At 61.8% G+C, this 8,141-nt stretch carries 6 protein-coding genes and 1 pseudogene; 2 read left to right on the top strand and 5 right to left on the bottom strand.

The genetic code is table 11. The features are described 5' to 3' along the window. Window positions 1-1,692, top strand: a 1,692-nt coding sequence (locus tag WB785_RS02090; RefSeq protein WP_424077043.1) for an RND family transporter, incomplete at its 5' end; no start/stop codon positions are given. Window positions 1,693-1,698: 6 nt separating this feature from the next. Here the strand turns inward: WB785_RS02090 and WB785_RS02085 are convergent. The 3 genes from WB785_RS02085 to WB785_RS02075 are packed head-to-tail and all read right to left on the bottom strand — an operon-like array spanning window position 1,699 to window position 6,005. Then, window positions 1,699-2,511: a mycofactocin-coupled SDR family oxidoreductase gene (locus WB785_RS02085; protein WP_424077042.1), complete on the bottom strand. Its 813-nt coding sequence runs from the start codon at window positions 2,509-2,511 to the stop codon at window positions 1,699-1,701. A 6-nt stretch (window positions 2,512-2,517) separates the two neighbouring features. Further along, complete coding sequence (locus WB785_RS02080; RefSeq protein ID WP_424077041.1) at window positions 2,518-5,448, bottom strand: RND family transporter; 2,931 nt, start codon at window positions 5,446-5,448, stop codon at window positions 2,518-2,520. After that, on the bottom strand, window positions 5,445-6,005 hold the full coding sequence (locus tag WB785_RS02075) for an MmpS family transport accessory protein (protein WP_424077040.1): 561 nt from the start codon (window positions 6,003-6,005) through the stop codon (window positions 5,445-5,447). Before WB785_RS02075 ends, WB785_RS02080 begins: the two co-directional genes overlap by 4 nt. A gap of 245 nt (window positions 6,006-6,250) precedes the next feature. Between WB785_RS02075 and WB785_RS02070 the strand changes: the two genes are divergently transcribed. Beyond that, on the top strand, window positions 6,251-6,580 hold the full coding sequence (locus tag WB785_RS02070) for a DUF732 domain-containing protein (protein ID WP_424077039.1): 330 nt from the start codon (window positions 6,251-6,253) through the stop codon (window positions 6,578-6,580). Here the strand turns inward: WB785_RS02070 and WB785_RS02065 are convergent. Next, on the bottom strand, window positions 6,577-7,635 hold the full coding sequence (locus WB785_RS02065; RefSeq protein WP_424077038.1) for a dihydrodipicolinate reductase: 1,059 nt from the start codon (window positions 7,633-7,635) through the stop codon (window positions 6,577-6,579). The two genes, WB785_RS02070 and WB785_RS02065, sit on opposite strands and share 4 nt — an antisense overlap. 96 nt (window positions 7,636-7,731) lie before the next feature. Continuing rightward, window positions 7,732-8,141 (bottom strand): annotated as a pseudogene (locus tag WB785_RS02060) (hypothetical protein); the annotation flags it as partial.

The raw sequence follows: 8,141 nt of genomic DNA, 5'->3' as shown, positions 1-8,141 counted from the left end.
CCCCACGACATCGCCGCTAACAAGGGATACGACGCCGCCGAGCGACATTTCTCCCAGGCTCGAATGATGCCCGAAGTGATGATGGTCGCCGCCGACCACGATTTGCGAAATCCGGCTGACTTTCTGGTCCTCGACAAACTGGCCAAGGGCATCTTGCACGTTCCGGGTGTATCCAGGGTGCAAGCGATCACACGGCCCGAGGGCACGGCGATGGAGCATACGTCGATACCGTTTCAGCTCAGCATACAAAATGCCGGGCAGGTACAGACGATGAAATTCCAAAAGGCCCGGATGGACGACATGCTCAAGCAGGCTGACGAGCTCGAGGACACGATCCAGCGAATGCAGCGCATGTACAACCTCATGAAGCAACTCACCGACACCACACACAAGATGGTCGGTGAGACGAAGGAAATGCAGGCCATCACAGAGGAATTGCGGGATGACATCGCAAACTTCGAAGACACCTGGCGACCCATCCGCAGCTACTTCTACTGGGAAAAACACTGCTACGACATCCCGATCTGCTTCTCGCTACGATCCGTCTTCGAGGCCGTTGATGGTGTCGACGAGATCGACGACAAGTTCCAGATTCTCACGAAAGACTTCGATCAACTCGATGCGCTGATGCCGCAGATGATCGCGGAGTTCCCACCGATGATCGCCAGCATGGAGTCCATGCGAACGATGATGCTGACGATGCACAGCACCATGTCCGGGATCTTCGGGCAGATGGACGAGCTGAGCGATAACGCGACGGCGATGGGCAAAGCCTTTGACCGCGCCAAAAATGACGACTCGTTCTACTTGCCGCCGGAGGTCTTCAAGAACCCAGACTTCAAACGTGCCTTGAACAACTTCTTTTCGCCGGACGGCACGGCCGTGCGGTTGATCATCTCGCACCGGGGGGATCCCGCAACGCCGGAAGGCATTGCGCGGGTTGACTCGATCAAACAGGCGGCCGAGGAGTCGATGAAGGCGACTCCTCTCGAAGACTCGAAGATCTACATGGCCGGTACCGCCGCCACCTTCAAAGACTGGAAGGACGGCTCGAAATACGATCTGTGGATCGCCGGGATCGGTTCGCTGTGCCTGATTTTCATCATCATGCTGATCATCACCCGAAGCCTGATCGCCGCCCTGGTTATCGTTGGCACGGTTGCTGTTTCGTTGGGTGCGTCCTTTGGGCTCTCCGTGCTGGTTTGGCAGTACTTCCTGGGAATCCAACTGCACTGGATGGTCTTGGCGATGTCGGTGATCATCCTTTTGGCAGTGGGGTCGGACTACAACCTGCTGCTGGTGTCTCGGTTCAAAGAAGAAATCCACGCGGGGCTCAAGACAGGCATCATCCGCGCGATGGGCGGCACCGGGAAGGTGGTAACTTCGGCCGGGCTGGTGTTCGCGTTCACGATGTGCTCCATGGTGGTCAGCGACTTGCGGATCATCGGCCAAATGGGGACGACTGTCGGCATGGGTCTGCTGTTCGACACGTTGGTGGTCCGATCGTTCTTGACGCCGTCGATCGCCGCCCTGCTGGGACGCTGGTTCTGGTGGCCGATCAAGGTCCGGCCTCGCCCGGCCAGCACGATGCTGCGGCCCAGCGGGCCTCGCCCGGCGGTTCGTTCGCTGTTGAATGGGCATGACGAGCTGGACGCCAACACCGCGCCGTTGTCGAAAACCCGGTCCGGGTAACGTAGTTCAGTGAATACGGGCGCTGCCGCCCAGGCCGATCTCCAGCACACTGCCGGTGATCACCCCGGGATCGGTTACCAGGTAGACGATTCCACGACTGACGTCCTCGGGCTGAAGCCAGGGCTGCGGTATGGGATTGGCTTTCATCATGCGGCGCACCAAGTCATCGGGTATGTCTCCTGCATCTGGGCCGCCGGCAGGCTGAACCATCGGGGTCTGGGTCGTCGTCGGACAGATGACGTTGACCGTGATGCCTTCCTTGGCGACCTCCAGCGCAACGGATTTCGCCAGCCCGATGACGCCCCACTTGGTGGCGTTGTAGGCGGCGAGCTCCGGGATGCCCATTCGCCCTCCCATTGACGACGTCACGACTATCCGGCCGAAGCGTTGGCGCCGCATCACCGGTATGGCTGCGCGCAGCGTGTTGAACGCACCCGTGAGGTTGGTATCGATGAGTTGCTGCCAGACGTCATCGCTCACGTCTTCCAACAATCCGGTGCTGACGATCCCGGCATTGGCCAACACGATGTCGAGACTGCCGAAGTCGCTGACCGTCTGCTCCACAACAGCATTGACCTGAGCCGAGTCGCGCACATCGACTGCTACCGGACTGCAGCGGCGGCCCAGACCGTTCACCAGCTCGGCCGTTTCGTGCAGATCGCTCTCGGTGCCGAGCGGATACGTCAGATCCTTCATCGGGCCGGGAGCATCGGCCGCGACAATGTCTGCTCCCTCGGCAGCCAATGCCAAAGCGTGCGCACGACCCTGCCCTCGAGCCGCGCCGGTGATTAACGCGACCCGTCCATCCAAAGACCCCACGGACGATTACCGCTGTTGCACCAGCCCGCTGGGCGGGCTTTCGTCGGCATCCGTGTGCATCAGCTCGCGAACCGCCGGGCGGGTTCCGTATGGCTGCAGCATCGTGCTGGCCGGGCGCGGCCGTACGTGCTGCGGCCACCAGAACCAACGTCCCAGCAGGGTGGCCACCGACGGCGTCATGAACGACCGGACGATCAAGGTGTCGAACAACAGACCGAGAGCAATCGTGGTGCCCACCTGGGCCATAACCCGCAACGGGCCGAACACGAACGAGGCCATGGTGGCGGCGAACACCAGTCCGGCAGCAGTGACCACCGAACCAGAGCCGGCCATGGCGCGGATGGTGCCGGTCTTGAGCCCGGCGTGAATTTCCTCTTTGAATCGGGATATCAGCAACAGGTTGTAGTCCGACCCGACCGCCAACAGCAGGATGATCGCCATCGCCAGCACCATCCAGTGCAGTCTGATGCCGAGAAGGTACTGCCACACGAGCACGGAAAGGCCGAAGGACGCGCCCAGCGAAAGCAGCACGGTCCCCACGATGACCAGGGCCGCGACCACGCTTCGGGTAATGACCAACATGATGATGAAAATCAAAGTGGCCGCGGCTATTCCGGCGATCATCAGGTCGATGTTGGAGGCGTCACGCATGTCCTTGTACAGCGCCGCGGTGCCGCCGAGGTAGACCTTTGCGCCCTCCCAGGGCGTGCCTTTGATGGCCTCGTGCACTGCCTGCTTGATCGGGTTGATGTGAGCGATGCCCTCAGGACTCGCCGGATCGCCTTCGTGCGAGATGATCAAGCGAACAGCGTGGCCGTCGGGTGACATGAACTGTTTCAGGCCGCGCGCGAAGTCCGGGCTTTTGAAAGCCTCGGGCGGCAGATAGAACGTGTCGTCGTTCTTCGCCCTGTCGAAAGCCTCGCCCATGGCTGTGGCGTTGTCGGACAACGCTTCCTGTTGGTCGTTGAGACCTTTCGTCGTCGCGTAGTTCGACATGATCGTCTCGAGATTTCGCTCCTGGCTGGCGATCTGTGGTGGTATCAGCGCCACCAGCTGCGGCTGAATCTGGTCCAGCTTGTCGAGATTCGCGCTGAGCGCCTCAATGTTCTCGGCGACTTGGTCGATACCATCGAGCGCATTGAAGATGGATTGGAACGCCCAACACAACGGCACGTCGAAGCAGTGTTTCTCCCAGTAGAAGGCGCTGCGAATCGGCCTGAAGAAGTCATCAAAGTTAGCGATGTAGTCGCGCAATGACTCGGTAATCTTCACCGTTTCTTTTGTGAGCAGCGTGGTTTGGTGCGTGGTGTTGCTGAGGTCCTGCGTGACTTGCATCTGCTGGTGCAGAGTTGCCATTGTCTTGTGGAGCTCGTCCGCTTGCTTCAACAGGTTCTTCGCCTGTTCGTCTTGGTAATGCTGCGTCTGGATCCGGCCGGCGCTCTGCGCGCTGATCAGGAAAGCAAGGGTGCTGTGGTCGAGCGGAGTGCCCAGCGGCCGGGTGATGGTCTGCACACGGCCGATACCTGGGATGTGGAAGATAGCCTTCGCCACCTTGTCCAACACCAGGAAGTCGGCCGGATTACGCAAGTCGTGATCCGTCTCGATCATCAACAGCTCGGGATTCAGCCGGGCCTGGGCGAAATGCCGGTCTGCGGCCATATAGCCGATGTTGGCCGGGACATCGGCCGGCAGGTAGTGGCGATTGTCGTAGTCGGTTGTATATCCGGGCAGGGCGAGCAGACCGACAAGGGCGATGGCTATCGTCACCGCGAGAATTGGTACGGGCCAACGGACAATCGCGGTGCCGATGCGTCGCCATCCCCGGGTTTGCAAAATTCGCTTCGGATCGAGGAGCTTGAAGAAGCTGCCCACCGCGAGCACCGCCGGGCCCAGGGTCAAGGCTGCGAAGACTGCAACCAGCAGGCCGACTGCGCACGGCACGCCCATAGTCTGGAACCACGGCAACCGGGTGAAGCTGAGGCAGTACATCGCGCCGGCGACGGTCAACCCCGAGCCCAGCACGACATGCGCGGTGCCGTGAAACATGGTGTAGAAGGCCTGTTCTCGGTCCTCGCCGACGCCACGGGCTTCGTGATATCGGCCCATCACAAAAATCGCGTAGTCCGTGCCGGCCGCGATCGCCAACAGCACCAGCAAGTTGTTGGCGAAGGTGGACAGCCCGATGATCCCGTAATTCCCCAGGAACGCGACGACACCCCGGGCGGCGGCCACTTCGACCATCACGATAAACAGCACGATGAAAGTAGTGCTCACCGAGCGGTAGACGAAGAGCAGCATCACAATGATCACCAGAAAGGTGACGATGGTGACCAGCTTGACGCCTTTCTCGCCCGCATGAGACTGATCGGCGATCAGCGGACCGGCGCCGGTCACGTAGGCCTTGACCCCCGGCGGCGCGGGCACGGAGTCGACAATCTTACGGACCGCTTCGACGGACTCGGTGGACAAACTCTCACCCATGTTGCCGGCGAGGTAGGCCTGGACATAGGCCGCTTTTCCATCCGGGCTTTGCGAGCCCGCGGCAGTTAGCGGGTCATTCCAGAAATCCTGGATGTGCTGAACGTGCTTGGTGTCCCGTTCGAGTCGCTTGACGATCTCGCCGTAATACCGGTGAGCGGCATCCCCGAGCGGCTTGTCGCCCTCCAGGACGATCATCGCCGAGGTGTCGGAGTTGAATTCGTGGAAGGTCGACCCGACCTTCTTCATCGCGATCATCCCCGGCGCGTCATTCGGACTCTGCGAAACCGCGTGCTCTTTGGTGACGACCTCCAGTTGCGGCACCGTGACGTTGACGAACACGGTGAGTCCGAGCCACACCAGCACGATCGGCAGCGCGAGCCGATGGATCATCCGAGGCAGGAACGGCGGGATCAACGGCTGCGAGACAGGCCGGGCAACCTCGGTGGTCTCGCTCATGCGGACTTGTTCAGGCAGAAGGTGAAGGCGCTCGTTGTTTCGTTGGCGGGCGATTGATTTGTGGCCTTGACGACCGGCCCGCGCCCGTCGTTGTCGTCCAGGGTGATCTTGCAGGCGACCCAAGCGCCGCTTCCCTGCGCCACGAGGTTGGCGGGGAGGGAAGGCTGCGTCGTTGTCAGCTGAGTCGACCAGGGCAGAGGTACGTTGAGGGCCTGCTGAGGCTTGGAATCTTTATCCAGATAGTTGATGGTCGCCACGCTCCCCGGTGAGCCCCAGACCTCCAGCGTTAAGACCTTGGGGTTGAACGGCTTTATCTCTTGTTCGACCGCACCGCCGCCGAAGGTGTTGCCGTGAACACCGAAGATGCCGCGCAGTCGGTACACGCAAAATCCCGAAACCGCGACCACGGAGACGATGACCAGCACCACCCAGAACCGGGTGAGGAACCGCGACAGTAAGGACCGTTGTCCGGTTGGCGTCCGCCTGGCGGCCTGGTCTTCGCCGTTGCCTTCAACCGGGGTGGGCAACGGCTCGGTCCTCGGCTCGGTGGTGGTCATGGGTTCTTTCATCCTTAACCAGGGGCGAAGGGCGCTCAACTAATTAGCCTGTGTGTAACCTTAGCTACTCTAATCGGAATTCGCGACAGAATAGAAACCGGGTAGCGAGGGTTTGGATGACTGAATCGGGCTTTCCGACCGGTGGGCTCGGACGGGGTTCGAACGCGACGAGAGGATCTGTGACGATGCGCGTTAGGAAACGGCTGCGTTCTCCACGAAGAACAGCGAGCGGTACTATCCAGCCCATGAAGGTAACGGGATTCGCCGTTGTTGCCATCGCCGCCGCGATCGGCCTGTCTGCGCCGGCATACGCCGACCCCGACACCGACTTCGACAACCAACTTCAGAAGTACGGCATCTACGGGTCCCATGACTACAACCCGTATCTGGCCAAGATCGTCTGCCGACGGCTGGGGCAGGGCGTCGATCCCGACGCGGCGGCTTCCGCTCATTTCCTCTCCGACAACCTCCCCAGAGGCACCACGCAGGTGCAGGCCTATCAGTTCCTCGGTAGCGCCATCAGCATGTACTGCCCCGACTTGGCACCCAAGCTGCAAAACATTCCCGCTCGCTAAGCGGTCGAAACGAAGCCGCGGGGCAGGGTCAGCGGCAAATCGTTGTAGGTGGCAATGCCCGGTGCCGCGGCGACGACCGCCGGGATCGCGTTGATCGCTGGCAGCGCTGTCATGATGTGCCCGAGGTCCATGAATTCTTCGATCGTGGTGGCCTCGAAATACGGTGGCGGCAGGAAACCGACCTTGGTGGTAACCGTGGGCTGTCCGTCGACGTGGATGACCCAGCCGTCTCCGTCGATCTTCCAGTCCGGTTCGAGCGTCTGTCCTTTGCGCCACCGAACATTGAGGTCAATGACGGCCTTGCCCCCGACGATTCCCTGCCAGCTGATGTAGACGCCGGCCACGCATCCCGCCGGGATGGTCCACGACGCCATCTCGAGATCCGCTGTGGTCTGCGCGAATTCCGCTTCACACCGCACGTCGTCGAGTTCGATGCCAAGCGCATCACCCACCAGCCGGACGGCCTCGCCAAAGATCGCGGTGCCTTTTGCCGCCATCGACTGCAGGTCCGGGTGGTCGATCGGCTGGCCGAAGCCCACCGGCTTCTCGGTTTCCGGCGAGTCGTAGAACGTGGTGTCGGCCGCTTCGTTGACAGTGACCTTGTCGACTCGGTTGCACACCATCGCACAGACGATGGCCAGCAGCTCGGCGAAGCCCGGGCTCACGCCGGATCCGAAGATCGTGGCGCCGCCCAACTCGGCGGCCTCGACGATCCGGTCGCGGCCGGCGCCGAGATTATGCCCGGTGATGAAGGAGGCGGTGGTCACCACGTTGACTCCCGCCGACAGGATGCGGACCAGCTCGTCGACATCGATCCACATCGGGTTGTAGACCACGCAGTCGGGTTTGAGAGCAAGCAGCGCGTCGACGTCGTTGGTGGCGGCCACCCCTAGCGGCGCAATGCCGACCAGCTCGCCGGCGTCACGGCCTACTTTCTCCGCCGACCAGGCGTAACACCCGACCAGTTCCAAGAGGGGGTTGGCGGCGATCGATTTCAGCGAGCTTTTTCCGACGTTTCCGGTGTTCCACTGAACTACTCGATAATTATTTGGCACTCGCTCAGCATAGGGAAGGGCTGGCCGGCCGGGAACGGCATCGAATCATCGTTCTTGCGCGACGCCGCCGAGCACCACGTCGACGCCTGGCTGGATTCAGTCGTCGACGGCGACACCGCGGCGCGTGCGCCTGCGCCGGTGCGCCCCTGAGGGTTTGCCGGTCGGCCGCCGGTTGCGGAGCCCGCGTTCGGCCGTGGCGTCTTCCAGGCCGTCGTCGTCCACGTCGGCGTCTTCGACTGGGGGCGTCTCTTGCGCTGTCGACTCGACGTCGGTGTCCGCGGTGCCTTCGGCGGTGACTTCGGCGGGCTGCTCGGTCTCCTCAACCGTTTCGGTCGTTTCGTCCCCGTCGGCTTCAGCGTCTTCCTCGGCCTCGCCGTCAGACTCTTCGTCTTCGGTCTCTGCCTCGGCCTCGTCGGCGTCGCCGTCCTTCTTGCCGCGGCGGCGACGCTGCTTCTTCTCTTTCTTGGGCTTCAGCGGTTTCGGCGGTGGCGGCGGAAGCTCGGCGA

Origin of the sequence: Mycobacterium sp., assembly GCF_049585075.1 — a bacterium.
In the GTDB taxonomy this organism is placed as follows: Bacteria; Actinomycetota; Actinomycetes; order Mycobacteriales; family Mycobacteriaceae; genus Mycobacterium.
Note: the sequence above shows the minus strand (reverse complement) of the source record. Positions and strands in the feature narration are given on the sequence as shown.